The following is a 25,046-nucleotide window of genomic DNA, read 5'->3' as shown; positions in this document are numbered from 1 at the left end:
AGGCGAGAGGAGCAGGTCATGGCGTTGTTCAAGAAGCGTACGGTCGGCAAGCCGGGCGAGTGGTTCTACTGCCTGGAGCACAAGAAGGTCGAGGAGGGGCCCGAATGCCCCGCCAAGGACCGGTTCGGGCCGTACGCCTCCCGGCAGGAGGCCCAGCACGCGATGGATACCGCCCGCGAACGCAATCTCCAGTGGGAGAACGACCCCAAGTGGCACGACGCCCCGGCGGGGAGCGCGGAGGAGGACTGATCAGGCCTGCGCCTGAGCCGGTGCGGCTGCGGTGCGGTGCTCGCGCAGCCGCACCGCGTGCTCGTTGGTACGGACGTCGTACGTCATCAGCTTCGGCAGGCACAGGGCGAGCAGCCCCACGGCGCCCGCGCACAGCAGGCCGCCCGACCACACCGACGTCCGTACGCCCCACCAGGCGGCGAACCCGCCGGAGCGGACCTGACCGACGGTCGGGCCGACCGAGTACGACAGCAGCTCGATCCCGGCGAGCCGGCCGCGCAGCTCGTCCGGGATGGTCTGGTTCCACATGGCCCCCCGGAAGATGCCGCTGACCATGTCGCAGCCCCCGGCCACGGTCAGGAACAGCAGGACGAGCCACACGTTGCCGACGACACCCGCGCCCGCGATGGCCAGGCCCCACAGCGCCGCCGCCAGCACGACCGTCCGGCCGTGCCGGTGCACCCGCGAGGTCCAGCCGCTGGTCAGGCTGACCAGCAGGGACCCGAGCGGGAGGGCGGCGTACATCAGGCCCAGCGACCAGTTCGCGTGCAGTTCGTCCGCGAGGAACGGCAGGACGGCCAGCGGCATCGCCAGGAACATCGCCGCGAGGTCGACGGCGTAGGTGCCGAGGAGTTCCTTGCGGCTCCAGGCGTACCGGGCGCCCTCCGCTATCGCCCGCAGCGACGGCTTCGCGGCCTCGTGCGAGGCGGGCGAGGCGGCGATGGGGACCATCAGCGCCACCGACACGACGAACGTCACCAGGTCCGCGCCGTACGCCCAGCCCAGGCCCGCGTAGGCGACCACCACGCCCGCCAGTGCCGGGCCCGCCACACCGCCGACCGTCCAGCGCAGCGAGTTCAGCGCGGTCGCGGGCCGGCATGTGCTCGTGGGCCACGATCCGGGGCCACAGGGAGTCGGTCGCCGGGCGCTGGACCGAGACCAGCGCCGAGGACAGGGCGGCCACGACGTACAGCGGCCAGACGGCGGGGGACGGCAGCAGCGCGTTGAGCAGCAGCACGGCCGACAGCAGGCCCTGACCGACCTCCGTCCGGATGATCAGTTTCCGCTTGTCCAGGGCGTCGGCCAGCGCGCCGCCGTACAGCCCGAACACCAGCAGCGGCAGCAGTTCCACCGCCCCGATGGCGCCCACCGCCGCCGCGGAACCGGTCAGATCCTTGAGCTGCACCGGCAGCGCGACGAACGTCAGGAAGCTCCCGAAGTTCGAGATCAGGCCCGACACCCACAGCCGCCGGAAGTCGGCGGAGGCCCGCCAGGGGGCGAGGTCGGGGAGGATCGCGCGCAGGCGGGAGGGGGGCGCGGAGGCGTCGTCGGTCACGTCGGCTCATGGTGGGCGCGTGGACGGCGACGGGCAAACGGTTTTCGGGCCCGGCCCCCGCGCGGCCGGCCGGTCAGGGCTTTCGCTCCCCGCGCGGCCGGCCGGTCAGGGCTTTCGCTCCCCGCGCGGCCGGCCGGTCAGGGCCTTCGCTCCCCGCGCGCGGCCGGTCAGGGCCTTCGCTCTCCGCGCGCGGCCGGTCAGGGCTTTCGCTCTCCGCGGTCGGCCGGTCAGGGCCCTCGCCGTCAGCGCCGCAGCCGGGCGGCCCCCGCTACCAGCGTGCCGGCGGCTCGGTCAGTGTCTCCGCCAGTCTCGACAGGCGGTCCCGGAAGCGGCGGCCACTCCGCGGGGCCGGCACCGCGTTCTCCCCGGCCGCCGCGCTGACCAGGTGCTGCACCGTGTCCAGGTCGAGCTCGGAGCCGTCCGGCACGGCCAGCGACTCGTGCGCCATCGACGTCAGGTCCCCCTCGCCGGGACCCAGCGACAGCACCGTCGCCCCGGCCTGCCGCGCATCGTGCACCCGCTCCAGCAAGGGCGCGGCCGGCTGTCCCGGACACCCGGTGTCCGACGGCCAGGGCGACACCACCAGCAGCGTCTCGCCCCGCCGCGCCGCCGCCAACCTGCCCAGTCCGACGGCCAGATGAGCCGGGTCCGAGGCGCGCGCCTCATGCCGGACGAGCGTCGGCGCCAGCTCCGGCGTCCCCGACCACGCGGCCTCGTCGACGAGATGGGCCGCCAGATGCCACGGCTCGTACGCGGGCGTACCCACCAGCAGCAGCCCGCCGCCGTGCGACACCACCGACCCGCGCAGCGCCCCCGCGAACCGGCGCGTGGCCCCCAACCACTCGGTCCCGGCGAGCACTTCACGCAACAAGGCGACCCGTACCGCGTCCATGTGTCCGCATCCTGCAGCAACCGGACACTCGTGACCCGCCGTTCACCGTGAATTCGCCCGGTCTGGGGACAGTGCCCGGATGACCGAAGCCTCCGTCCCGTTCCGCGCCGGCCGCGAGGGATACGCCAGTTACCGCATCCCCGCGGTGGTCGCCACCCCCACCGGCACCCTGCTCGCCTTCTGCGAGGGCCGGGTGACCTCCGCCAGCGACCACGGCCGCATCGACATCGTGCTCAAGAGCTCGACGGACGGCGGCCGCACCTGGAGCCCGCTCAGGGTGGCCGCGGCGAACGGCACCGGCCTCGCCGGCAACCCCGCGCCGGTGGTCCTCGACACCGGCCGCGTCCTCCTCGTCCACGTCCGCGCCGCCGCCACGGCCACCGAGGAGCTCATCCGGCTGGGCAAGGTGAAGGACGCCGACGGCCGCCGCGTGTGGGTGCAGCACAGCGACGACGACGGCGTCACCTGGTCGGAGCCGGCCGAGATCACCGCGTCGGTGAAGCGGCCGGACTGGCGCTGGTACGCCACCACCCCCGGCCACGCCCTCCAGCTGAGCACCGGCCGCGTCGTCGTCCCCGCCAACCACAGCCTCCCGCCCGCCGGCACCGACCTCGGCACGGAGGCGAAGTACAACGGCGGCCACTGCCTGCTCAGCGACGACCGCGGCGAGACCTGGTCGATCGGCTACGTCGACGACAACACCGACGGCTACATCAACGTCAACGAGACCACCGCCGCCGAACTCCCCGACGGCAGCGTCTACTTCAACACCCGCAACGACTCCCCGTCCCCCGGCAACCGCGCCGACGCCCGCTCCGAGGACGGCGGTGAAACCCTGCGCACCCCCTTCCGCCCGCAGGCCGGCCTGGCCGGCCCGGTGTGCGAGGGCAGCCTGCTCCAGCTCCGCGACCCGGACGTGCTGCTCTTCTCCGGCCCCGCCCATCCCGACGCGCGCGCCCTGATGACCGTCCGCGCCTCCACGAACGACGGCACCACCTGGCGGCCGGTGTACACCATGGACGGCCTGCCCGCCGCCTACTCCGACCTCGTCCGGATCGACGACTCGACCGTCGGGATCCTCTACGAGACGGGGGACTTCGGCGCCTACGAGCGGATCGTCCTCCGGCGGCTGCCGGCGACGCGGCTCACCTGACCGGCCGGGGCGCAGGGGGCGGATGTGCTGCGATGTCGGGGGGACGACCCCATGACCCCCGGCGGAAAGACAGGGCGCGGCGGGACCGGCGCGGACATCGCGAGGACGCCTCAGTAAGGTCGGCCCATGACCTCTAGCGACAGTGCTGCACAGACCCCGGCCAAGGCCCCCGCGAAGGACCCCTGGGACCTCCCCGACGTCTCCGGGCTCGTCGTCGGCGTCCTCGGTGGGACCGGGCCGCAGGGCAAGGGCCTGGCCTACCGGCTGGCCAGGGCCGGCCAGAAGGTGATCATCGGTTCGCGTGCCGCCGAGCGGGCACAGGCCGCCGCCGAGAAGATCGGGCACGGCGTCGAGGGCGCGGACAACGCCGAGTGCGCGCGGCGCAGCGACCTCGTGATCGTCGCCGTGCCCTGGGAGGGCCACGGCAAGACCCTGGAGTCCCTGCGCGGGGAACTGGCCGGCAAGCTGGTCGTCGACTGCGTGAACCCGCTCGGCTTCGACAAGAAGGGCGCCTACGCCATCAAGCCGGAGGAGGGCAGCGCCGCCGAGCAGGCCGCCGCCCTGCTGCCGGACTCCCGCGTCACCGCCGCCTTCCACCACCTGTCGGCCGTCCTGCTGCAGGACCCCGAGATCGAGGAGATCGACACCGACGTGATGGTGCTGGGGGAGGAGCGGGCCGACGTGGAGGCCGTGCAGGCGCTCGCCGGCCGCATCCCGGGCATGCGCGGCATCTTCGCGGGCCGGCTGCGCAACGCCCACCAGGTGGAGTCGCTGGTGGCGAACCTGATCTCGGTGAACCGGCGCTACAAGGCGCACGCCGGGCTCCGCGTCACGGACGTATAGGCCGATGGGGGACACTGGTCGCCGTAGCAGTGTCCCCCGAAGGAGCCGACCGAAATGCCCCGCCTTGGTGTCTACGCCCTGATCGTCTTCGTGCTCGCCGTGGCCGCGGCCGTCGTCTCCTTCGCGCAGGGCAGCTGGCTGGGGATCGTGTGGGTGCTGCTGGCGGGCCTGTCCAGCAACATGTGCTGGTACTACATCAAGCGGGGCCGGGCGGCTCAGTCCCAGAAGCGGTAGAGGGCGTACCCGTCCGAGGTGTCGTAGTCACTGACCCCGAGGCCCCGCAGGATCGCGTCGATCACGTCGAAGAACTCCCGGTTGATCGCCGGCACCCACAGCAGCGCGAACACGAACAGCAGACCGAACGGCGCGAACGGCTCCACCTGCCTCTTCACCTTGTACGACAGCCAGGGCTCGAGCACGCCGTAGCCGTCCAGGCCCGGCACCGGCAGGAAGTTCAGCAGCGCCGCCGTGACCTGGAGCAGGGCGAGGAAGGCCAGCGCGTACCGGAACTGCGCCGGCACGCCGTCCAGGGCGTGCAGCCAGAACGGGGCGGTGCACACGGCGGCGAACACGACGTTGGTCAGCGGGCCCGCCGCCGAGATCAGACTGTTCCGCCAGCGGCCCCGGATGCGCTGGCGCTCGATGAACACCGCACCTCCGGGCAGCCCGATCCCGCCCATGATCACGAACACCACCGGCAGCACGATGCTGAGCAGGGCATGCGTGTACTTCATGGGATTGAGCGTCAGATAGCCCTTGCTGCCGACCGTGATGTCGCCGCTGTGCAGGGCGGTGCGCGCGTGCGCGTACTCGTGCAGGCACAGCGACACCACCCACGCCGCCGTCACGAACAGGAACACCGCCACGCCCGGCTTCTCGGCGAACCCCGACCAGGTGGCCCAGCCGGTCACCGCCGTCACGGCCAGGATGCCGACGAAGACTGGACTGACCCGCCGGTCGCTGTGGCGGGTGGTCGCGGTGGTCATGAGGCTCCCTGGACTGGACGATCACGGGTTGGGACTGCCCGACGGTACCGGGCACACCGGGAAAACGTCTCGCGGTGCGCCTTCGGTTCCGGGAAGGCTGGGGCACGCGGCCCCGGCTCGTGTCCGGCGGCCGCGTCCCACGCCGCCCCTCGCACCCGAACCCCGTGACCCCCGCCGATCCGACCGGAGACAATGGACCCCGTGCGCTATCGCATCCTCGGCACAGCTCAGGCTCTCCGCCCCGACGGCAGTCCCGTCCCCGTCGGCGGGGCGCGGCTGCGCGCCCTGCTGACCGTGCTCGCGCTGCGGCCCGGCCGGACCGTGCCGGTACGGCTGCTCGTCGACGAGGTGTGGGACGGCGACCCGCCCGCCGACGCGCCGGGCGCGCTGCAGGCGCTGGTCGGCCGGCTGCGCCGGGCCCTCGGCGCGGACACCGTCGCCTCGGCGGACGGCGGCTACCGTCTCACCGCCGCGCCCGACGACGTCGACCTGCACCGTTTCGAGCGGCTGACCGGCGAGGGCACGCGCGCGCTCAGCGACGGCGACCCCGCCAAGGCGACCGTCGTCCTCGACGACGCCCTCGCCCTGTGGCACGGCCCCGCCCTCGCCGACCTTCCCGACCGCGCCGCCGAGGCGGCCCGCTGGGAGGCCCGCCGCCTGGACGCCCTGCGCGCCCGCCACACCGCCGCGCTCGCCCTGGGCCACGCCGAGCAGGCGCTGCCGGAACTGACCGGCCTGTGCGACGCCCACCCCCTCGACGAACCCCTCCAGGCCCTGCGGCTGCGCGCGTTGCGCGACGCGGGCCGCACGGCGCAGGCGCTGGCCGTCTTCGAGGACGTACGACAGCTCCTCGCCGACCGCCTGGGCGCGGACCCCGGACCCGAACTGAGGTCCCTGCACGCGGAGTTGCTCCAGCCGGGGGAGCAATTCCGGCGACGGGGCGCGCAGGCGGCCGACGCCTGGGGAGGACCGCACGGTCCGCGTCCGCACGGGAGCCGCCTGCCCGGCGCGACCGGCACCGCCGCAGGCGCCGAGGCGCGCGCCTTCACGCCGCCCGTGTCCGCCCCCGACGACCGACCAACGGCCTCCGCCACCCCGGCCGGCTCGGATGGGCACCCCGCGGCCTCTGCCTCCCCGGCCTCCTTCGGCGACCGCCCGGCAACCTCCGCCCCCGCCTCTGCCGGTGCCGACGGCCGGCCCACGGGCCCCGTCGGCGTCGATGGCCGGCCCGCGGATGTCGCCGATGCCGATGGCCGGCCCGCGACCCCCGCCGCCCCGTCCCGCGGCAACCTCCGCGCCCGACTGACCTCCTTCGTCGGCCGGGAGGCTGACATCGAGACCATCCGCGGGGACCTGGGCGCGGCGCGGCTCGTCACCCTGCTCGGCCCCGGCGGGGCCGGGAAGACACGGCTGTCGCAGGAGGCCGCCGAGACCGTGCGGGACGTCCGCGACGGCGTGTGGCTGGCCGAACTCGCGCCGGTCGACGACCCGGAGGCCGTACCGGAAGCCGTACTGACCGCGCTGGGGGCCCGCGAGACCGTGCTGTACGGCGCGGGCGCGGAGGCGATGCGGGCCGCCGCGAACGAACGGCACGGCGACCCCGTGGAGCGCCTGGCCGAGCACTGCGGACGGCGCCGGATGCTGATCGTCCTGGACAACTGCGAGCATGTCGTCGACGCCGCCGCCCGGCTGGTGGAGGAGCTGCTGGAGCGCTGCCCGGGGCTGACGATCCTCGCCACCAGCCGCGAACCCCTGGGCGTACCGGGGGAGTTGGTGCGACCCGTGGAGCCGCTGCCGGAACCCGTCGCGCTGCGGCTGCTCGCCGACCGGGGGGCCGCAGCGCGCCCCGGCTTCCGGGTGCAGGACGACCCCGGGGCCTGCGCCGAGATCTGCCGGCGCCTCGACGGCCTGCCGCTCGCCATCGAACTCGCCGCCGCCCGGCTGCGGATGCTGACGCCGCGGCAGATCGCCGACCGGCTCGACGACCGCTTCCGGCTCCTCACCTCCGGCAGCCGCACCGTCCTGCCCCGCCAGCAGACCCTGCGTGCCGTCGTCGACTGGTCCTGGGACCTGCTCGACGACGAGGAGCGGGACGTGCTGCGGCGGCTGTCCGTCTTCGCGGGCGGCTGCGACCTCGCCGCCGCCGAGGCGGTCTGCGGGCCCCGGGCCCTCGACGTGCTCGGCTCCCTCGTCGACAAGTCCCTGTTGGTGGCGGCCCCTTCGGGCGAGGGCGGCATGCGCTACCGGCTCCTGGAGACCGTCGCCGAGTACGCGGGCGAACGGCTCGACGAAGCGGGCCGGCGCCGGGCGACCGAGCGCGCGCATCTGACGTACTACCGCGAACTCGCCCGCGCCACCGACTCGTTGCTGCGCGGCCCCGGCCAGCTCGACGCCATCGCCCTGCTGGAGCGCGAGTACGAGAACCTGCGCACGGCCCTGCGGCACGCCGTCAACGAAGGCGACGAGCAGGAGGGCCTCTGCCTGATCCTCTCCCTGGCCTGGTACTGGCAGATGCGCGACGTCCGGATCGAGACCCGCAACTGGTGCGTCGAGGTCATGGCCCTGGGCCCCGACCCCTTCACCACCCCCGTCCGGCGCGCCGAACCGGTCTGGCGGCGCTGCACCGAGACCCCGCCGCCCTGGACCGGCGAACTGCTCACCGAGGCCCGGCGCGGCGTCCACCTCGCCCATCTGGCCTGCATGGACGCCGAGTTGGAGGCCTGGGACTCCCCGGCCGCCAAGGAGAAGCTGCGCGTCATCACGGAGGTGTACCGGCCGGGCCTGCCGCAGACCTGCCGGGCACCGGGCATGATCTGGTTCTACGCCGTGATGCTGAGCGGCGACGTGGACCGGCTGCCGGAGATCATGGACGCCTGCGTCGAGACCTGCCGTGCCACTCCCGGCATGGAGTGGGACCTCGCGGCCACCCTGCAGATGCGGGCCAACCTCCTCGCCAACCGCAGCGACTGGGCGGGCGACGCGGCCCGCGACGCCGACGAGTCGCTGGAGATCTACCGGCGCCTCGGCGACCTGTGGGGCACCGCCGAGGCGCTGTCCGCGCGCGGCGAGTCCCTGGAACGCACCGGCCACTACCGCCGGGCCGCCGCCGACTACGAGGCCGCGATCGAGCACGCCAAGCGCCTCGGCGTCCGCTCGCACCGGGCCGCGCTGGCCGCCCGGCTGGGCAGCGCCCTGCTGGAGGCGGGTGAGCCCGAGCGGGGCGAGCGGATCCTGCGCGAGGTGATCGACAGCCGGGACGGCGCCGCCAACGAGGCGATGCCGGCGGCCCGGATGTTCCTCGCCGGACGCCTCGCCATGACCGGCAGGGTCGCCGAGGCGCGCGAGCAACTGCGGCTGCTGCGCGAGGAGTTCAAGGTCGCCCACTTCGTCGTCTTCGACGCCTTCATCCTCGGCTCGGAGGCCTGGGTCGAGGCGGTCGACGGCAACTACGACCTCTCCCTGGCCAAGACCCGGCAGACCCTTCAGCGGGCCGCCGACCCGCTGAGCAAGGCCATCGCCCCGCACATGCACCCGCTCTACCTGGCCCTCGGAGCGCTCGGCCTCGCCGAGACCGACGGCGGCCGCCGGGCCCGCGACGGCGCCCGCGTCCTCGGCGCCGCGGAGGCGTCGCTGCCGCCGGGCCATGTGGCGACGTCGCTGGAACGGGAGGTGTACGAGCGGGCCCGGCGGCACACCCGGGCCGTGCTCGGCGACGCGGCCTACGAGGAGGCACACGCCGAGGGCGGTGGCCTCTCCCTCGCGGAGGCCACCGCCCTCGTCTGAGCCACCGAGGCTCAGTTCTTCGTACGGAACTTGTGGATGGCGTACGGCGCCGCGATCGCGGTGATCGCCACCGACCAGCCCAGCGTCACATACAGGTCGTGCGCGACCGGGCCGCCGACCATCAGCCCGCGCGCCGCGTCGGCGAGCGTGGACAGCGGGTTGTAGTCGGTGAAGGCCTGCAGCCAGCCCGGCATCGACTGCGTCGGCGCGAAGATCGACGACCCGAACTGCAGCGGGAACAGCACCAGGAAGCCCATCGCCTGCACGGACTGCGCGTTCTTCAGCACCACGCCCAGGGTGAGGAACACCCACATGATCGAGGAGGCGAACACCGCGGACAGACCGACGGCGGCGAACAGACCGGCCCAGTGATGGATGTGGAACCCGACCAGCACGGCGACGATCATCAGCACGGTGGTCGCGAACAGCATCCGCACCAGTTCCACCGAGATCTTCGCGAAGAGCACCGAGCCGCGGCCGATGGGCAGGGACCGGAAGCGGTCCATGACACCGGAGTTGAAGTCCTGGCTGAAGCCGGTGCCGACGCCCTGGGACAGCGTCATGCTCATCATCGCGATCATGCCCGGGATGACGTACTGGACGTACCCGTCCTGACCGCCGCCCAGGGCCTGCCCGATGGAGCCGCCGAAGACGTACACGAACAGCAGGGTGAAGACGACGGGCATCAGCAGCGCGTCGAACATCGACTCGGGGTCCTGCTTGATCCACAGCAGGTTGCGTCGGATCAGGGCGCCGGTGTGGCGCAGGTGGCCGCGCAGCGTGATGCGGGCGTCGGCCACGGCGGCCGGGGTTGCGGTGACGGTGGCGGCGCTCATACGGCGACCTCCTCGCGGGTCTCGGCGGGCACGGTGTCCTGCGGGGCACTGGCACGGTGGCCGGTGAGGGACAGGAACACCTCGTCCAGGCTGGGCAGTTCGGTGGTGATGGCGGACAGGGTGATGCCCCGGGCGGTCACGGCCGTGACGACGGCGGTCAGCTGCTCGTCGCTGAGGATCGGCACGAGCACCGCGCCGTTGTCGGTGTCGACCGTGGTGGCGGCGAGCCCGGTGATGCCGAGCTCGTCGAGGGCGCCGGCCAGCGGGCGCAGCTGCAGCGGATCGGCGGGCCGCACGCGCAGGGTGCGCCCCCCGACCTTCGCCTTCAGCTCGTCGATGGCGCCGCCGGCGATGACCTTGCCCCGGTCCACCACGGTCAGCTCGGAGGCGAGCTGCTCGGCCTCCTCCATGTACTGGGTGGTCAGCAGGACGGTCACCCCGTCGCCGACCATGGCTTTGACCTCGTCCCACACCTCGTTGCGGGTGCGCGGGTCGAGACCGGTGGTCGGCTCGTCCAGGAACAGCACCTGAGGGCGCCCGATCATCGAGGCGGCGAGGTCGAGCCGCCGCCGCATGCCGCCGGAGTAGGTGCTCGCGGGCCGCTTGGCGGCGTCCGTCAGCGAGAACCGCTCCAGCAGCTCGTCGGCCCGGGCGCGGGCCTCCTTGCGGGTCAGGTCGAGCAGCCGCCCGATCATGTACAGGTTCTCCCAGCCCGGCAGCTTCTCGTCGACCGAGGCGTACTGCCCGGTGAGGCCGATCACCCGGCGCAGCTGGCGGGGCTGGCGCAGGACGTCGTAACCGGCGACGGTCGCCTCGCCGGCGTCGGGGGAGAGCAGCGTGGAAAGGATCCGCACGAGGGTGGTCTTGCCGGCCCCGTTCGGCCCGAGCACACCCATCACGGTGCCCTCGCGCACGTCCAGGTCGACGCCGTCCAGCGCCTTGGTCTCGCCGTAGTGCTTGACCATCCCCCGCACGGTGACGGCGTTGCCGCCGCCGCTGGAGTTCTTGTCGATTCGCGTCATGAGCAAGACGCTCCCAGCCCCCACCGACAAACGACCGACAGGTCACCTACACGGCCGACGAACCGCCGACACCACCGACAAATCCCCGACGAGCACCGCAACCATCAATTGCGGAACCACGACCGCGAGCAACCAGGTCCGCGAGAGCGGCGCCGGTTCAGGCGCAAAAGGGGGCAGCCCGCCGACGGGGGAAGATCGGCGGGCTGCCTCTGTGCCGCAGTGGCTCAAGTGAAGTTGTGGCTCAAGTGGACGCTGTGGCTCTAGTGAACGCTGTGCTCCTCCAGCGGGAAGCCCCCGCCGACCACGTCCTGCGCGAACTCCTTCACCGCGTCGCCCATGACCTCACGCAGGTTCGCGTACTTCTTGACGAACTTCGGCACCCGGCCCGAGGTCAGGCCCAGCATGTCCGTCCACACCAGTACCTGCGCGTCCGTCTCCGGCCCCGCGCCGATGCCGACGGTGGGGATGTGCAGCACGCGCGTGACCTCGGCCGCCAGCTCCGCCGGAACCAGCTCCAGCACCACGGCGAAGGCGCCCGCGTCCTGGACGGCCTTGGCGTCCCGCAGCAGTTGCTGGGCCGCCTCCTCGCCGCGCCCCTGGACGCGGTAGCCCATGGCGTTCACGGACTGCGGGGTCAGCCCGATGTGTGCCATGACCGGGATGCCGGACTCCACGAGCAGGCGAATCTGCTCGTGCGAGCGCTCGCCGCCCTCCAGCTTCACGGCGCCCACCCCGGCGTCCTTCACCAGCCGGGTCGCCGAGCGCAGCGCCTGCACCGGCCCCTCCTGGTAGGAGCCGAACGGCAGGTCGCCCACGATCAGGGCGCGCCGGGTACCGCGCACCACGGCGGCCGACAGCATGGTCATCTCGTCCATGGTGACGGGCACGGTCGTCTCGTAGCCGAGGTGACAGTTGCCCGCCGAGTCGCCGACGAGGAGCACGGGGATGCCGGCCTCGTCGAAGACGGAGGCGGTCATGGCGTCGTACGCGGTGAGCATGGGCCACTTCTCGCCCCGCTCCTTGGCGAGGGCGATGTCGCGGACGGTGATGCGGCGGGTGCTCTTTCCCCCGTACAGCGCCTTGCTGCCGTCGGAGGGGGCGTTCTGCGCGGTCTGGGCAGCCGAGAGCTGCGTCATGGCAACGGCTCCTTCAGTCATCTCGAGGCGCCCTGACGGCGTCCCCGGATCACCCCCATGGTGGCACCTCGTGCCAGGCCCGGCCAAGAGGACCTGCGTCACGTGCGGAGAATGGGTAAGGGCTGGGTAAAAACATTTTCGATACGGCACCGTCTCGTATCGATATTGCTTACGGTGGAGGCATGACCTCTCCTGCCGTCCCAGCTCCTCGCATACCCGAAGCGGTGCACCGGCGCCGCTGGGCGATCCTCGGCGTGCTGATGCTGAGCCTGCTGATCGTCGTCCTGGACAACTCGATCCTGAACGTCGCCATCAAGACCATCTCCACTCCGGCCCCCACCGGCCTGGGCGCCACGCAGAGCGAGCTGGAGTGGGCGATCAACGCCTACACCCTCGTCTTCGCGGGCCTGCTGTTCACCGCGGGGCTCGTCGGCGACCGGATCGGCCGCAAGAAGGTGCTGCTCGGCGGTCTCGTCGTGTTCGGCATCGGTTCCGCGCTCGCCGCCGAGTCCGGCTCACCCGGTCAGCTCATCGCCTACCGCGCGGTGATGGCGCTGGGCGCCGCGTTCGTCATGCCAGCCACCCTCGCCGTCCTGATGAACGTCTTCGAGCGTGAGGAGCAGCCCAAGGCCATCGGTATCTGGGCCGGCGGAGTCGGCCTCGCCATCGCCATCGGTCCGATCACCGGCGGTGTGCTCCTGGACCACTTCTGGTGGGGCTCGGTCTTCCTGATCAACGTGCCGATCGTGCTTCTCGCCCTCGCGCTGATGGTCTGGCTGGTGCCGGACTCCCGCGACCCGAAGCCCGGCCGCCTCGACCCGATCGGCGTGGTGCTCTCCGTCGTCGGTCTCGTCCTGCTCGTCTACGGCATCATCAAGGGCGGCGAGCTCGCCGACTTCACCGACCCGCAGGTGCTGGCCACCATCGGCGCCGGTGTCGTGATCCTCGCCGCGTTCGTGCTGTTCGAGAAGCGCAGCGACCACCCGTCCCTGGACGTCAGCTACTTCAAGAACAAGGTGTTCTCGGCCGCCATGGCCGCCATCGCCCTGGTCTTCTTCGCGCTGATGGGCGTGACCTTCTTCTCGGTCTTCTACACCCAGAGCGTGCGCGGCTACTCGCCGCTGCAGTCCGGCCTGCTGATGCTGCCGCTGGCCGCCGCGCAGATGATCTTCGCCCCGCGGGCGCGGCTCGTCGTCGACCGGTTCGGCCACAAGGCCACGACCGGCGGCGGCCTGGTGCTGCTCGCGGGCATGCTGGCCGCGTTCGCCGGGTTCGAGGCGGACACCCCGATCTGGGTCCTGGAGGTCGTTTTCTTCCTCATGGGCACCGGCATGGCCCACGTCATGACCCCGACGTCCGTCGTCATCATGCAGGCCCTGCCGCGCGAGAAGGCCGGCTCCGCGTCCGCGCTGAGCAACACCTTCCGCCAGGTCGGCGGCGCCCTCGGCATCGCCGTCCTCGGCTCGGTGCTGTCCACGGCGTACCGCAACGGCATCGACGGCAAGCTCTCCCTCCTGCCGGCCGGCCTCAGGGACGCGGCCGGCGAGTCCATCGAGGCCACGCTCGGTGTCGCCGCCAAGCTCGGCCCGCGCGGCAAGGGGCTCGTCGGCTCGGCCAACGACGCCTTCCTGCACGCCATGCACGTCACCGCCCTGTGCGGCACGGTCGTGGCCCTGATCGGCGCGGTGGTGGTGTTCCTGTTCCTGCCCGGCAAGCCGCCCGCCCGCCAGGAGGGCGAGGAGGAGCAGCAGTTGGTGGCAGCGACGGAATAACGCCTTCCGCTCCACCGGGTGGCAGCGGGGACAATCGCTCCAGTACGAGGAAGGGACGCAGCAGTGAGCCTTGCCGACAGCCCAGCCGCTTCCGAGGCACCCGCACGGGGACGCCCCCGCAGCGAGGCGGTCGAACGCGCCGTCATAGAGGGCGTGCTCAAGCTCCTGGAGGACGGCGTGCCGCTCGCCGACCTCTCCATCGAGCGCATCGCCCGCACGGCAGGGGTCGGCAAGGCCACCATCTACCGCCGCTGGAGCGGCAAGGAGGAGCTCTTCGTCGACGTCGTGCGCGCCGCCGAGCCGCCGGACACCGAACTGCCCGGCACCTCCATGCGCGACGACCTGGTGGCCCTGCTGGAGCCGCTGCGCCAGCGCGGTGTCATGACCCGCAGCTCGGCCCTGCTGCACAACGTGTTCGCCCAGATGAAGAGCAGTCCGAAGATCTGGGCCGCCTACCACGCCTCCGTCGTCGCGCCGCGGCGCAGGATGCAGATCGAGATCCTGCGCCGCGGACAGCAGAGCGGCGAACTGCGTGAGGACGTCGACATCGACCTGCTGCACGACCTGTTCGTCGCCCCGATGCTGGTGCGCACCGTCATGCGGCCGCAGGCCGCGACGGAGCCCGACCTCTCCGAGGGCCTGTCGGAGCAGATCGTGGACACGCTCCTCGAAGGGCTACGGCCCGTCAGTTCGCCGTCCGCGTAACCCGAATGTGCGCGTTGTGTCACAGAGCGCGCTTTCCGCCCGCAGCCACGGAACCCGTGACGTCGGCCCCCACGTCCCACTGCCCGTACGGCCGCCGCACGGCGGCAGGATCGACGCCGATCATCCCCTAGGGTCTTAGGAGGGCGTGCCCCTCCTCGGGGGACGAACGGTGTGCACGGCAGGCAGTGAGGCGACGCGGTATGGCGCAGCAGGCATACATGACGGAGACGGACAACGGCGGCTCGGGGCCCGAGCGTCCGGGAGCCCGATTCCGGCGCCTGATGCACCGTCTGATCTCCGGCTGGCGCGGCGACCCGAGAATCTGGCGCCGCGGCATCGTCCTCGCCGCCCTCGCGGTGGTCCTGGCCCTGGTCATGCTGCTGCACGCGCGGGTCCCCAACACCATCGGCAACCTGGGCAGTCTCACCGAGACCTTCCTGCCCTGGCTGGGCCTGCTGATCCCGGTCCTGCTCCTGCTCGCCCTGGTGCGCAAGTCGGCCACGGCCCTGATCGCCCTGATCCTGCCGGTCGTCGTATGGCTGAACCTCTTCGGCGGTCTGCTCAGCGACAAGACCGGCAGCGGCGGCGACCTCACCGTGGCCACGCACAACGTCAACGCCGACAACCCCGATCCGGCGGGCACCGCCCGGGACGTGGCCGCCTCGGGCGCGGACGTGCTGGCCCTGGAGGAGCTGAAGGCCTCGGTCGTCCCGGTCTACGAGAAGGCGCTCGCGCCGACCTACAAGTACCACTCCGTGCAGGGCACCGTCGGCCTGTGGAGCAAGTACCCGATGAGCGGCGTCAGGGCCGTCGACATCAAACTCGGCTGGACGCGCGCCATGCGGGCCACCGTCACCACCCCGCAGGGCCCGGTCGCCTTCTACGTCGCCCACATGCCGTCGGTCCGCGTGAAGCTGAAGGCCGGGTTCACCGCCCGTCAGCGCGACACCAGCGCCGACGCCCTCGGCGAGGCCATCGCCGACGAGACGCTGCCGCGCAAGGTGCTGCTCGGCGACCTCAACGGCACCATGAACGACCGCTCCCTCAACGGCGTCACCTCCCAGATGCGCTCCACCCAGGGCGCGGCGGGCAACGGCTTCGGGTTCAGCTGGCCGGCCTCGTTCCCGATGGCGCGGATCGACCAGATCATGGTCCAGGGCGTCGAGCCGGTGAGCTCGTGGACGCTGCCGGCGACCGGGAGCGACCATCTGCCGGTGGCCGCCCGTGTGAACCTCGACACCCGCTCTTAACCTTCAGGAATAGTGGGCCTGAGAGACTTTGTTCCGCCAGTGAACATAGACTGGCGGAACACCCGTCCCTCTGACTTCCCGATCTTCGGAAAGGAACAGGCCCCTTCATGCCCCTGGCCCTGCTCGCTCTGGCCGTCGGCGCTTTCGGCATAGGCACCACCGAGTTCGTGATGATGGGCCTGCTGCCCGACGTCGCGACCGACCTGCACGTCTCCATCCCCACCGCCGGTCATCTGGTCTCGGCGTACGCGCTGGGCGTGGTGATCGGCGCCCCGCTGCTCGCCGCGATGACCGCGCGGATGTCCCGGCGCACGGTCCTGATCGGCCTGATGGCGCTGTTCGTGGCGGGCAACGCCCTCTCGGCGTTCGCCCCGGGCTACGACTCCCTGCTCGCGGCCCGCTTCCTCAGCGGCCTGCCGCACGGCGCCTTCTTCGGCGTGGGCGCGGTCGTCGCCACGAACATGGTCGCGCCCGAGCGCAAGGCCCGTTCCGTCTCGCTGATGTTCCTCGGCCTGACGGTCGCCAACATCGCGGGCGTACCGGTCGCCACGCTCATGGGCCAGCACCTGGGCTGGCGGGCCACCTTCCTCGGCGTGAGCACGATCGGTCTCGCGGCGATCGCCGCACTGGCCCTGCTCATCCCGCACGACCACACCCAGGCACCGGCCGCCGGACTGCGCCGCGAGCTGACCGCCCTGAGGTCGCTGCCGGTGTGGCTGGCCCTGGGCACCACGGTCGCCGGCTTCGGCGCGCTGTTCTCCGCCTACAGCTACATCACCCCGATGCTGACGGACGCCGCCGGATACGCCGACACCAGCGTCACCCTGCTCCTCGCCCTCTTCGGCGTCGGCGCGACGATCGGCAACCTGCTCGGCGGACGCCTGGCGGACCACTCCCTGCGCGGCACCCTCTTCGGCGGCCTCGTCTCCCTGGCCGCCGTCCTGGCCCTCTTCCCGCTGCTGATGTCCGCCCAGTGGAGCGCGGCGATCGCGGTCACCCTGCTCGGCGCGGCGGCCTTCGTCACCGGCTCCCCGCTCCAGCTCATGGTCATGGAGAAGGCGTCGGCGGCCCCGTCCCTGGCGTCCTCGGCCAACCAGGCCGCCTTCAACCTGGCGAACGCCGGCGGAGCCTGGATCGGCGGAGTCGCCCTGGCCGCGGGCTTCGGGGTCACGTCCCCGGCCCCGGCGGGCGCGATGCTGGCGGTGCTGGGACTCGGCGTCGCGGCGGTGGCGTACGCGGTGGACCGGCGCCGGACCGTTCCGGCCACGGCCCGGGAACGAGTGGTCGCCTCCCACGTGCCGCAGCGTTCGTCCAGCCCGTCCGGCGTTTGAGCACGAGGCCCGGAGGGCCGGGGGGTCTGGGGGCGCAGCCCCCAGGGTCGCGCCCCCGCACCCGCCCCCACAGACCTACTCGGTGGCCAACTCCTCGAACCGCTCCAGATCCCGCAGCCACGCCCGCGCCGAACTGTCGCTCGGCGCCCGCCAGTCCCCCCGGGGCGAGAGCGACCCGCCCGCCGACACCTTCGGCCCGTTCGGCATAGCGGACCGCTTGAACTGCGCGAACCCGAAGAACCGCCGGCAGAACACGTCCAGCCAGCGCCGGATCTCCGGCAGGTCGTAGGCGACCCGCTTGGCGTCGGGGAAGTTCGGCGGCCAGTCGCCGGCCTCCGGGTCGTGCCAGGCGTGCCACGCGAGGAACGCGATCTTCGAGGGCCGGAAGCCGTAGCGCAGCACGTGGAAGAGCGTGAAGTCGTGCAGCGCGTACGGCCCGATCTTCGACTCCGTCGACTGCATCTCCTCGCCGGGCACCAGCTCAGGGCTGATCTCGGTGTCGAGGATCGCGGCGAGGGTCTTGCCGGTCTCCTCGTCGAACTGGCCGCTGCTGATGACCCACCGGATCAGATGCTGGATCAGCGTCTTCGGCACACCGCCGTTGACGTTGTAGTGGCTCATCTGGTCGCCCACGCCGTACGTCGACCAGCCGAGCGCCAGCTCGGAGAGGTCACCGGTGCCGAGCACGATGCCGCCGCGCTGGTTGGCCAGCCGGAACAGGTAGTCGGTGCGCAGACCGGCCTGCACGTTCTCGAAGGTGACGTCGTAGACCGGCTCACCGGCGGCGAACGGGTGGTCCATCTCCTGCAGCATCAGCCGCGCGGTCGGCGTGATGTCCAGCTCGGCCGAGGTGACGCCGAGGGAGTTCATCAGCTTGTGGGCGTTGTCCTTGGTGTGGTCGCTGGTGGCGAACCCGGGCAGGGTCCAGGCCAGGATGTCGCTGCGCGGCCGGCCCGCGCGGTCCATGGCGCGGGCGGCGACGATCAGCGCGTGCGTGGAGTCCAGGCCGCCGGACACCCCGATGACGACCTTCGGGCCGCCGATCGACACCAGGCGCTGCTGGAGGCCCGCGACCTGGATGTTGTACGCCTCGTAGCAGTCCTGGGCGAGCCGCTCGGCGTCGGCCGGCACGAACGGGAAGCGTTCGAGACGGCGCCTGAGGCCCAGGTCGCCCATGGGCGGCTCGAGTTCGAACGCCACCGTACGGAAGTCACCGGTGCGGTCCTGGTGCGTACGGCGGTTCTCGTCGAACGTGCCCATCCGCAGCCGCTCCTGCCGCAGCAGGTCGAGGTCCACGTCGGCCACCGCGTACTCGTCGCCCAGCGGGAAGCGCTCGGTCTCGGCCAGCAGTACGCCGTTCTCGTAGACCATGGCCTGGCCGTCCCAGGACAGGTCGGTGGTCGACTCGCCGAGACCGGCCGCGGCGTAGACGTACGCGGCCAGACAGCGTGAGGACGCCGAGCGGCACAGCAGTTTGCGGTCCTCGGCGCGCCCCACCGTGATCGGGCTGCCCGAGAGGTTGACCAGCACGGTCGCACCGGCCAGGGCCGCCTCCGCGCTGGGCGGCACCGGCACCCACATGTCCTCGCAGATCTCCGCGTGCAGCACCAGACCGGGCACGTCCTCGGCCGCGAACAGCAGGTCCACGCCGAACGGCACCGTCTCGCCGGCGACCCGGATCGAGCCGCCGCGCTCGTCGGCGCCGTCGCCGATCTGCCGGCGCTCGTAGAACTCGCGGTAGTTCGGCGGGTACGACTTGGGCACCACGCCCAGGACGCGGCCGCGGTGCACGATCACCGCGCAGTTGTAGACCCGGTTGCGGTGGCGCAGGGGGGCGCCGACGACCAGGACCGGCAGCAGCCCGGCCGAGCCGGCCACCACGTCCCGCAGCGCGCCCTCGACCTCGTCGAGCAGCGCGTCCTGCAGCAGCAGGTCCTCGATCGAGTAGCCGCACAGCACCATCTCCGGGAAGACGGCGACCGCGACACCCTCCTCGGCGCACCTGCGCGCGTGCCGCAGCACCGCCTCGGCGTTGGCGGGCGGGTCGGCGATGACGGTGTGGCCCGTGCAGGCGGCGACCCGCGCGAAACCGTGCTGATAGATCGACCAGAAGTTCAACGGTGCTTCCTCGGGTGAAGGCGGAGTCGAGGCAGGCGCCCAGTGTAATCGTCAAAGCGACGCGATGGGGGTGCGGGGGTGGCTCGCACCACTTCCCGCGCCCCCGGGCGCCTCGCGTCCTCAGCTCTGGTACCCCACCACCGTCATCATTCCCGCGTCCGCGTGGTAGACGTTGTGGCAGTGCAGCATCCACAGGCCCGGGTTGTCGGCGTCGAAGTCGACCGAGAGCGTGCCCTTGGGCAGCACCAGCGCCGTGTCCTTGCGCACCCCGTCCTGCTCCCCCCGGGCCAGCGCGAAGGTGTGGCCGTGCAGATGGATCGGGTGCCACATGGAGGTCCGGTTGGTGAAGCGCAGCCTGACCCGTTCCCCGGCGCGCACGGGGTGGCGCTGCGAGGCGTCGTAGGGCTTGCGGTCGAAGGCCCAGTCGTAGCGCGTCATCGTGCCGGTCAGCGACAGGTCGATCGTCCGGTCCGGCGCCTTGCGCTCCAGCGCCACCGATTCGTCGACCGTGAGCTTGTGTGCGGCCAGGAGCCTTCCGTCGAGCTCCTGCGGGCGGGCCTCGGCGGTGGGTGCCGCGCCGCCGCCGGTGCGCAGGACCGCCATCGTGGAGGCGTTCTTGCCCTCGGCCACCGCGGTCAGCGGGAAGGCGCCGTCGCCGGCCGTCACGATCACGTCGTACCGCTCGCCCATGCCGATGAGCAGCGCGTCGCCCTGCGCGTGCCGCACCGGGTAGCCGTCGGTGTGCGTCACCGTCAGCTCATGGCCGCCGAGGGCGACGCGGAAGGCGGTGTCCCCGCCGGCGTTGATCAACCGGATCCGGATGCGGTCCCCCGGGCGGGCGCGGAAGACCGAAGGAGCCTGCGCCGTACGCCCGTTGACGAGGTAGTACGGATACGCCACATCGCCGGGGTCGCCGCCCAGCAGGTCGCTGTGGGCGCCCACCAGCCTCCGGGAGGGGCCGGACCCGTGCGAGGACGCCGACGCCGGACCCGGCGTCCGCATCGACTTACCGGACCTGCCATGACCGGCGGACCCGGAGCCGGAGCCGCCCATGTCCATGCCGCGCATCCCGCCGCCCAGTTCGTCGAGCACGGCGTCCGGGGTGGAGCCGCCCACCCCGTCGACCCAGTCGTCCAGCAGCACGACCCACTCCCTGTCGTACGACAGGGGCTCCCTCGGGTCGTCGACGATCAGCGGGGCGTACAGCCCCCGGTCCAGCTGGACCCCGGTGTGCGGGTGGAACCAGAACGTGCCCGGATACGGGACGGTGAAGCGGTAGTCGAACGCCGTCCCCGACTCGATCGGGCCCTGGGTCAGGCCGGGCACGCCGTCCATGTCGTTGCGCAGGGCGATGCCGTGCCAGTGCAGGGCGGTGGTGTACGGAAGGTGGTTGGCCAGGGTCAGGGCCAGGGTGTCGCCCGCGGTGACCCGGATCTCCTCGCCGGGCAGATCACCGCCGTACGACCAGGACCTGACGGTGCGTCCGCCGAGGTCCAGCCGGCTCTCGGTGGCGGTGAGGCGGTGCTGCCGGACGGCGCCGCCGCTCACGGCGCGCCGCTGCTCGGCGGCAATCACCTCCTTGCCGCACGGGTTCACATAGCCCGTGGGGGAGTTCGGGGTGGAGCCGCCGGACGTGCTCGCGACCGAGTCCGGGGACGCGGCCAGGGCTCCCGCCCAGGCGAGGACGGACGCGCCGAGGACCGTACGGCGGGTGGGAATGGGCATGATGTGCTGACACCTCGTCTGAGTGGTGCTGGGTGAAAGGCCGGACGGGTCTGCCGCTTCGGGGGTCCTCCGTGAGGGCGGGCCGAGGCGGCCGGTGCGAGGCCTATATGTGCAGCACCGACAGGCCGTCGAACGACGGTCTGCCGGGAGGTGGGGTCAGCCACGGGGCCCGCGGGGCGCGGGCGGGGCGGGACGGAACGCGCACGATGACAAGGCCGAGGAGCAGGACGGCGAGCGGCAGCGGCCGCCGGCCCGTCGCGCTCCTCGATCCGGTCATGTGCGCACCCTACCCCCGCCGGGTATGCGAACGCCCGCTCCCCGGAGGGAACGGGCGCACGCTGTTTCGCCGGTGTCGCGAGGACCTCAGTGGCGCTTGTACGAGTCCACGTAGCCGTTCGCGGGCGAGCCCACGCCGGTCACGTCGTCGTAGCCCTTGACCGCGGACAGCGAGCTGTCCTTGCCGAGGCTGCGGACCGAGGTGGCCAGGCCACCGGTGGCGTCGTAGCCGTTGACGAAGTCGACACGGGCGACCGCGAGGTCCTTGCCGGTCGGCTTGTCGGTCACGTCGTGGTACACGCCCTTGCCGTAACGGGCGTAGATCTCCGGGTTGGCGAAGCCGATCGCCTTGCCGCGCGCCTCCTGGGCCAGGGCCTGGACGGCGGCGATGACCGGGGCCGCGAGCGAGGTGCCGCCGATGCGGTACTCGTCGTAGGCCTGGGTCTTGCCGTCGGGCATGGTCTGCGTCTGGCCGACCAGGAAGCCGGTGTTGGGGTCGGCGATGGCCGCGATGTCCGGAACGACGCGGTTGCCCTCGGCGTTGTTCGCCGTGGCCAGCGCGTTCGGGACGACGCCCTTCTGGTAGTACGGCTCGGCGACCGTCTTGCTGGTGCCGCCGCCCGCGCCCGAGGTGAAGGCGCCGGGGAAGTTGGTCCAGCTCTTGCCGTCCGCGGACAGCACGGCCTTCTCGGTGCCCCAGCCGGTCTCCCACTGGTAGGCGTCGCTCTTGCCCACCGCCAGGGAGGTACCGCCGACCGCCGTCACCCAGGCCGAGTTGGCCGGGGTGTCGACCTGCTTCGTCCCGGTGTTGGCGACCTCGTCGCCGTTGTCACCGGAGGAGAAGTAGAAGCCGATGCCCTCGACCGCGCCGAACTGGAACACCTGGTCGTAGGCGGCCGCGAGGTCCGGCGTCTGGTTGGCCTCGATGTCGCCCCACGAGTTGGAGACGATGTCGGCGAGGTGGTTGTCCACCACCTTGCTGAGCGAGTCCAGCAGATCGGCGTCCATGCAGGAGGCCGAGCCCACGTAGGTGACGTCCGCGGCCGGCGCGACCGCGTGCACGGCCTCGACGTCCAGCGTCTCCTCGCCGTACCAGCCGGCGGCGGAGCAGTCCTTGGTGTTCGTGTACTTCGTGGGCAGCGCCTGGTGCAGCTGACCCGTCGTCCACTTGGCGTCGCCGTGCTTCGTCGCGTACGTCTGCGCGTCGAAGGCGATGGACGGCGAGGCGTACGCGTCGGTGATGGCGACGCGGACACCCTTGCCGGTGTAGCTGCCCGCGCCGTAGGCGGCGCGCAGCTGCTTGCCGGTGTAGCCCTTGACGGCGTACGGGATCTTCGAACCGTACGCGTCGGGCAGCGTGCTCGCGATGTTCGAGCCGAAGTACGACGAGAACGGCCCGGAGTTGCGGAACACGGTCTCCGGCGGCGGCAGCTGGTCGTCGTGACGCGACATGTGCGGCGCGTTGTCGAGACCGGTGACCGTCAGGACGGCGCCCTTGAGGCTGTCCGGTACCGAGGCCGTCTTCGACGGCGCGCGGTAGGTCTTCGAGCCCTTGGTGAAGTTGTGCAGCTGGGTGCCGAACGCCTTCTCGGCGGCGGCCACGTCGCCGGAGACGGAGACGTAGTGCTTGCTGACGCCGGTGACCTTCAGGCCGTTCGACGTCAGCCACGACTTGACCGCGGCCACCTGGGCCTTGGTCGCGCCGAAGCGGGTCTGCGCCTTCTTGGAGCTGAGGTACTTGCCGTAGAGCGGCGAGCTCGGGTCGGACACGGCCCTGGCGTAGGCCGCGAGGCCCGCCGCGTCCTTGCCGGCCAGATAGACCCGGAGGGAGACCTGGGTGCCGTTGGAGGCGTCACCCTTGTCCGCCTTGGCCGTCGCCCACGCGGGCTTGGTGCCCACGAGCGCGTCCCTGGCCGGGTTGTCCGCGGCGTGCGCCGCGGGTATGCCGAGCGCCAACGCACCGGCGAGCATGGGCAGAGTTGCCGCCATGCTCGTGGCACGCAGTCTGGCGCGGTTGGATCTCATAGAACCCCCTGCGATGCGGTTCTTCGCATGTGTGGTCGTCTCGTCGCGTGATCCGCGTAGACATCCCGCTCCGCGGCGGAGGGGCGGGGTGTGGATCAAGCGATGGGGGCCACTCTTTCGATGAACCGTTCATGCCAGGGGAAATCGGAGGCCAAGAGAACCCCAAGGAACCGTCATGACGGGCGATTTGGGGCCTTCGTCCCCGCGGTTGCGGGGGCCGAACTGCTAGGAACGCGCTTTCGCGCCCCGCTCCTTGAGCATGTCCGCCATCAGCCGGATCTCCGATTGCTGCGCCTCGACCATGCCCTGCGCGAGCCGCTTCTCCACGCCCACCGTGCACTTGGCGACACAGCCCTCGGCCATGTGGACGCCGCCCTTGTGATGCTCCGTCATGAGCTGCAGGTACAGCACCTCGGCCTGCTTGCCGCTGAGGGTCGACAGCTTCTTCAGCTCGGTGTTGGTGGCCATCCCGGGCATCAGCGCGCCGTCCTTGCCGGACGCCATGTCACCCATGCCCATCCAGGTCATCGGCGGGTCCGCCGACACCTTCGGCAGCTCCCACAGGTCCAGCCAGCCCAGCAGCATGCCGCGCTGGTTGGCCTGCGTCTGGGCGATGTCGTAGGCGAGCCGCCGTACTTCCTCGTTCTTCGTGCGGTCCCGCACGATGTACGACATCTCCACGGCCTGCTGGTGATGCACCGCCATGTCCCGCGCGAACCCGGCGTCCGCGGAGTCGGCGGACGGCGTGCTCGGGCCGGAGCCGCCGTCCTCGGCGACCGCGTACGTGACCCCGCCGGCCGCGACCAGCACCGCCGCGGCGGCCCCCGCGATCCAGCCGATGTGCCGCTTCACGTCACATCGTCCCGCCGGTGCACGAGGCACCCGGCTCGGGCGTCTGCTTGCCCTGCACGTACGTCTCGAAGAACTTCGCGACCTTCGGGTCGCTCGCGCTCGTCACCCCGAGCTGGTGCCCCCAGGCCGACAGCTCGATCGGCGAGGTCTGGTTCTCGTACGGGCTCATCAGCGAGTACGGCGTCTGCTTCACCTTCGCCGCGAGCGTGTCGACGTCCGCCTTCTTCGCCTTGCCGGTGTACGTCACCCACACGGCGCCGTGCTCCAGCGCGTGCACGGCGTTCTCGTCGTGCACGGCCTTGGTGTAGACGTCGCCGTTGCAGTTGAGCCACACCTGGTTGTGGTTGCCGCCGACCGGCGGGTGCATCGGGTAGTTCACGGTCCCGGTGACATGCGTGCGCGCCAGCTTGCCCGACCAGGCCCGCACGCCGTCCTTGCCGGTGACGAAGTGGCCGGAGTCCCCGGAGTTGCCGCCCTTGGAATCGCTCGCGGTGTCCTTCTTCTTGCCGTCGTCGCCGCTCTGGGACTTCACGACGAAGACGCCGCCGACGACCAGACCGGCGACCACGACCACGCTCGCCGCGATCGTCAGGATCCGGTTGCGCCGCTCGCGGGCCTGCTCGGCGCGCCGCATCTCCTCTACGCGCGCTCTGCGTGCCGCGCTGCTGCTCTTGTTGCCGGAAGCCATCGCGGTGTCCTTCTGGGGAAAAGAGACGATCGGGTGGCCTGATCGTAGTGGGGCGGGGGAGTGATCCAGTAGACGGGTCACAGCCAATC

Annotated in this window: 20 protein-coding genes and 1 pseudogene; 9 read left to right on the top strand and 12 right to left on the bottom strand. The window is 71.9% G+C overall.

The features are described from left to right. The first annotated feature begins 18 nt into the window (after positions 1-18). Positions 19-249, top strand: coding sequence for a hypothetical protein (locus LN251_RS05785; RefSeq protein WP_458243416.1), 231 nt, complete (start codon positions 19-21; stop codon positions 247-249). On the opposite strand, the pseudogene LN251_RS05780 reads toward LN251_RS05785, so the two are convergent. Then, positions 250-1,564, bottom strand: a pseudogene (locus tag LN251_RS05780) (MFS transporter). It lies immediately after the preceding gene. A gap of 268 nt (positions 1,565-1,832) precedes the next feature. Then, positions 1,833-2,456, bottom strand: a complete 624-nt coding sequence (locus LN251_RS05775; protein ID WP_458243415.1) for a hypothetical protein — start codon at positions 2,454-2,456, stop codon at positions 1,833-1,835. 79 nt (positions 2,457-2,535) lie between these two features. Here LN251_RS05775 and LN251_RS05770 point away from each other — a divergent pair, with 79 nt between their 5' ends. From LN251_RS05770 to LN251_RS05760, 3 genes are all read left to right on the top strand, one after another. After that, positions 2,536-3,609 carry a sialidase family protein gene (locus LN251_RS05770; protein WP_458243414.1) on the top strand — a complete coding sequence of 358 codons (1,074 nt, stop codon included), beginning with the start codon at positions 2,536-2,538 and terminating at the stop codon, positions 3,607-3,609. Positions 3,610-3,735: 126 nt separating this feature from the next. Beyond that, a complete protein-coding gene (gene npdG, locus LN251_RS05765) occupies positions 3,736-4,452 on the top strand; it encodes an NADPH-dependent F420 reductase (RefSeq protein ID WP_458243413.1) in 717 nt (238 codons plus the stop codon). A gap of 54 nt (positions 4,453-4,506) precedes the next feature. Next, positions 4,507-4,686 carry a hypothetical protein gene (locus tag LN251_RS05760; protein WP_200704524.1) on the top strand — a complete coding sequence of 60 codons (180 nt, stop codon included), beginning with the start codon at positions 4,507-4,509 and terminating at the stop codon, positions 4,684-4,686. Here the strand turns inward: LN251_RS05760 and LN251_RS05755 are convergent. Next, complete coding sequence (locus LN251_RS05755) at positions 4,668-5,438, bottom strand: site-2 protease family protein (protein ID WP_458243412.1); 771 nt, start codon at positions 5,436-5,438, stop codon at positions 4,668-4,670. The two genes, LN251_RS05760 and LN251_RS05755, sit on opposite strands and share 19 nt — an antisense overlap. Positions 5,439-5,630: 192 nt before the next feature. Between LN251_RS05755 and LN251_RS05750 the strand changes: the two genes are divergently transcribed. After that, complete coding sequence (locus LN251_RS05750; RefSeq protein WP_458243411.1) at positions 5,631-9,221, top strand: AfsR/SARP family transcriptional regulator; 3,591 nt, start codon at positions 5,631-5,633, stop codon at positions 9,219-9,221. A gap of 11 nt (positions 9,222-9,232) precedes the next feature. On the opposite strand, the gene LN251_RS05745 is transcribed toward LN251_RS05750, so the two are convergent. From LN251_RS05745 to panB, 3 genes are all read right to left on the bottom strand, one after another. After that, positions 9,233-10,057, bottom strand: a complete 825-nt coding sequence (locus tag LN251_RS05745) for an ABC transporter permease (RefSeq protein ID WP_458243410.1) — start codon at positions 10,055-10,057, stop codon at positions 9,233-9,235. Further along, positions 10,054-11,079, bottom strand: a complete 1,026-nt coding sequence (locus LN251_RS05740; protein ID WP_458243409.1) for an ATP-binding cassette domain-containing protein — start codon at positions 11,077-11,079, stop codon at positions 10,054-10,056. Before LN251_RS05740 ends, LN251_RS05745 begins: the two co-directional genes overlap by 4 nt. 260 nt (positions 11,080-11,339) lie before the next feature. Continuing rightward, positions 11,340-12,215 carry a 3-methyl-2-oxobutanoate hydroxymethyltransferase gene (gene panB, locus LN251_RS05735; protein ID WP_058925680.1) on the bottom strand — a complete coding sequence of 292 codons (876 nt, stop codon included), beginning with the start codon at positions 12,213-12,215 and terminating at the stop codon, positions 11,340-11,342. A gap of 182 nt (positions 12,216-12,397) precedes the next feature. Between panB and LN251_RS05730 the strand changes: the two genes are divergently transcribed. The 4 genes from LN251_RS05730 to LN251_RS05715 all read left to right on the top strand — a co-directional run bounded on the left by LN251_RS05730 (position 12,398) and on the right by LN251_RS05715 (position 17,273). After that, positions 12,398-13,987 carry an MFS transporter gene (locus LN251_RS05730; RefSeq protein WP_458243408.1) on the top strand — a complete coding sequence of 530 codons (1,590 nt, stop codon included), beginning with the start codon at positions 12,398-12,400 and terminating at the stop codon, positions 13,985-13,987. 63 nt (positions 13,988-14,050) lie between these two features. Then, positions 14,051-14,692 (top strand): TetR/AcrR family transcriptional regulator C-terminal ligand-binding domain-containing protein, encoded by a 642-nt coding sequence (locus LN251_RS05725; protein WP_458243407.1) that lies wholly within the window; start codon positions 14,051-14,053, stop codon positions 14,690-14,692. 281 nt (positions 14,693-14,973) lie between these two features. Continuing rightward, entirely contained in the window at positions 14,974-15,942 is a 969-nt protein-coding gene (locus tag LN251_RS05720) for an endonuclease/exonuclease/phosphatase family protein (RefSeq protein ID WP_458244135.1), read from the top strand. A gap of 107 nt (positions 15,943-16,049) precedes the next feature. Beyond that, complete coding sequence (locus LN251_RS05715) at positions 16,050-17,273, top strand: MFS transporter (RefSeq protein WP_458243406.1); 1,224 nt, start codon at positions 16,050-16,052, stop codon at positions 17,271-17,273. Positions 17,274-17,348: 75 nt separating this feature from the next. Here the strand turns inward: LN251_RS05715 and LN251_RS05710 are convergent, their stop codons facing one another. The 6 genes from LN251_RS05710 to LN251_RS05685 form a co-directional block, all read right to left on the bottom strand. Further along, on the bottom strand, positions 17,349-19,391 hold the full coding sequence (locus LN251_RS05710; protein ID WP_458243405.1) for an NAD(+) synthase: 2,043 nt from the start codon (positions 19,389-19,391) through the stop codon (positions 17,349-17,351). A 120-nt stretch (positions 19,392-19,511) separates the two neighbouring features. Further along, positions 19,512-21,116, bottom strand: a complete 1,605-nt coding sequence (locus LN251_RS05705; RefSeq protein WP_458243404.1) for a multicopper oxidase family protein — start codon at positions 21,114-21,116, stop codon at positions 19,512-19,514. Positions 21,117-21,219: 103 nt separating this feature from the next. Further along, on the bottom strand, positions 21,220-21,393 hold the full coding sequence (locus tag LN251_RS05700) for a hypothetical protein (protein ID WP_458243403.1): 174 nt from the start codon (positions 21,391-21,393) through the stop codon (positions 21,220-21,222). A gap of 86 nt (positions 21,394-21,479) precedes the next feature. Then, positions 21,480-23,417, bottom strand: a complete 1,938-nt coding sequence (locus LN251_RS05695; RefSeq protein ID WP_458243402.1) for a S53 family peptidase — start codon at positions 23,415-23,417, stop codon at positions 21,480-21,482. Between the two features lie 225 nt (positions 23,418-23,642). Further along, positions 23,643-24,269, bottom strand: coding sequence for a DUF305 domain-containing protein (locus LN251_RS05690; RefSeq protein ID WP_458243401.1), 627 nt, complete (start codon positions 24,267-24,269; stop codon positions 23,643-23,645). Between the two features lies 1 nt (position 24,270). Beyond that, positions 24,271-24,957 (bottom strand): DUF3105 domain-containing protein, encoded by a 687-nt coding sequence (locus LN251_RS05685; protein ID WP_458243400.1) that lies wholly within the window; start codon positions 24,955-24,957, stop codon positions 24,271-24,273. Between the last annotated feature and the right edge of the window lie 89 nt (positions 24,958-25,046).

The sequence above is a fragment of the Streptomyces sp. MAI_2237 genome, from assembly GCF_054189285.1.
This window is presented reverse-complemented; position numbering and strand designations above follow the sequence as displayed.